Raw genomic sequence first — 2,276 nt, 5'->3', positions numbered from 1 at the left:
GAAAAATACGGTGGGAAAACAATTATTCTGGCAAGATTTGTTCCAATCGTTAGAACATTTGCTCCGTTTGTTGCAGGGGTAGGGAAAATGAATTACGGAAAGTTTATTACGTTTAACGTTATTGGTGGTGTTGCGTGGGTACTGATTGCTACGTTAGCGGGATTTTTCTTTGGGAACATACCATTTGTGAGAGAAAACTTTTCGATTGTGATTTTGGTGATTATTGTAATTTCTATTTTGCCGATGATAATTGAGTTAATTAAGAGCAGAATAAAGGTAAAGCAGGTAGAGTAGAAGTGGTGCTATATCTCCAAAATAACGTGAGGATTAAATTTAGATTTTGGATACGCAGTGATTCTTAGACACATCGATTTTTTAAGCAATGAATAAGCGACATATTGAACGTCCACGTACGTCTTAAGTTTTTTTGGACTGCCAGTGACACATAGCATGGACCACGCGAGATACTTTTCCAGCTCACTATTACTTAATAGTCTCTTTGTACCTATGAAATGGTACGAGTTATCGGTTTCAATGATCACCCCACCACCAAATTCTGGAATGATTAGTTTTTTCCACAGTTTTACAATCTTATTTAAGTTACTCTCGGACTTAATGACAGCAAAATCCATCATTGGTATGTGCATAACTCTTGAGTCAACAACTACTTTAGACTCGATCCCAATGTTTCTGTTATCGCATAGGTTTTTTATGCGCGCTTCTAATTTCTTGTTTCTGGATATGTTTCTAGCGGAAAGTGTAGACAGAGAGTCTCCAACAGCTGGACCCGTTCCGACAGGCATGGCTGGGTAAGTATACTCACGAAGGATGACTTTTCCTATTTCACTATTAGTGTTTAGGATCTTTTCGATAATTTTTAATGTGGTAAAGCCCAACAGGGATCTGGACAACATGTGCAGATTATACACCCCGGCTGTTTTTTCTGGAGTACAAAAGAGTTCTCAATAAAGACTACTAAATATACAAATAATACCCGAAACCTGATATTATTATTCCGAAATGTTTAATTTAAAAGCTCCGTTTAAACCAACTGGGGATCAGCCCCAGGCAATAGAAAAACTTACCGAAAACCTGAAGAATAATGTTAAAGATCAGGTCCTTTTGGGCGTTACCGGTAGCGGCAAAAGCCTTACTTATGACCAGTCGGTGATAGTAAAAAGCAGACTCACAAGTGCTGTAAGAGAGGTGAAAATTGGGGCCTTTGTAGATCAGTACATGAGCAAAAATTATGCATTTTCATACGAGGGCTCGCAAATTGTTAGTTCTCCGGACATGAGAGAGAGATTTCAAGCTTTAAGCTGGAATCCGAAAACTTGTGTTTCTGAATTTTGTGATATTAGTTATTTGACTAGACACCTGTCCCCATCTATTATTTACAACGTCACGACCGGGTGTGGTAGGGAAGTAACTTTAACAGGCTCACATAATTTATGGATTTTGAGACACGGTAAACTAAAACTAGTTCCAACAGAAGAAATTAAGAAAGGTGATTATGTACCACTGCCAAGGGAGATTAATATAGATAAAGCTCCTCTTGAAAGTGTAGACATAACAAAGTATATAAACGCGGAAGTCTATTGCGACTATTACGATGTTTTAGGAAAAAATGAAGATCTGTCAGATGCCGTTATAGGAGCAACCTTATCTCCAAATAAAAGACGAGCTATACTAAACGGCGATGAAGCTATTTCGTATTCCTCGGTTTCTAATTTTTTAAAAGATAAGGAAATTCAAATCCCTGTTCACATCAAAAACTCAACCGAATGTCCCTCCCAAATCGTTTTAAGTAACGCATTTTTAACTTTTCTAGGAATATACATTGCAGAGGGACACGCCATTTCGAGGTCTACACTAGTAAGTGTACACGAGAGAGAGATGAAAAAAATATTATTTAACGCGCTAGACGTCCTTGGTACCCACTACTTTGAAAGAAGGTTAGATCCAGGAGATATTCAGATCGATAGCGCCGTGCTTAACGAGTTTTTTAAGAATTGCTGTGGTGGTAATTCTCATACAAAAAGATTACCTGATTGGTTTATGGAATTGAGTAACGATCAGTTAGGGGTCCTACTATCTTCGTATTACAGCGGGGATGGCTGGGTTGAGCATGGAAGGGTCAAGGCTTGTACGGCAAGTAAATTATTGGCGTCCCAATTACTTTATGCGCTATTGAGATTCGGAATAGTAGGTAGGGTCTCAAAAAAGAGAAAGAAAGTTTCTGGGAGCGACAAAGAACCAGGTCTGTATTATGAAGT

At 38.4% G+C, this 2,276-nt stretch carries 3 protein-coding genes; 2 read left to right on the top strand and 1 reads right to left on the bottom strand.

What is annotated here, in order from left to right; all coding sequences use genetic code 11:
* Positions 1-294 (top strand): VTT domain-containing protein (locus tag KKA81_16095; GenBank protein ID MBU2652448.1); only part of this gene is annotated, 294 nt, incomplete at its 5' end.
* A gap of 8 nt (positions 295-302) precedes the next feature.
* Here KKA81_16095 and KKA81_16090 read toward each other — a convergent pair.
* On the bottom strand, positions 303-929 hold the full coding sequence (locus tag KKA81_16090) for a hypothetical protein (GenBank protein MBU2652447.1): 627 nt from the start codon (positions 927-929) through the stop codon (positions 303-305).
* A gap of 91 nt (positions 930-1,020) precedes the next feature.
* Between KKA81_16090 and KKA81_16085 the strand changes: the two genes are divergently transcribed.
* A partial coding sequence (locus tag KKA81_16085; protein ID MBU2652446.1) for a hypothetical protein occupies positions 1,021-2,276 on the top strand: 1,256 nt, incomplete at its 3' end.

The sequence above is a fragment of the Bacteroidota bacterium genome, from assembly GCA_018831055.1.
Taxonomy (GTDB): domain Bacteria; phylum Bacteroidota; class Bacteroidia; order Bacteroidales; family B18-G4; genus M55B132.
The sequence above is the reverse complement of the archived record's forward strand: the minus strand, read 5'-3'. Positions and strand labels throughout refer to the sequence as shown.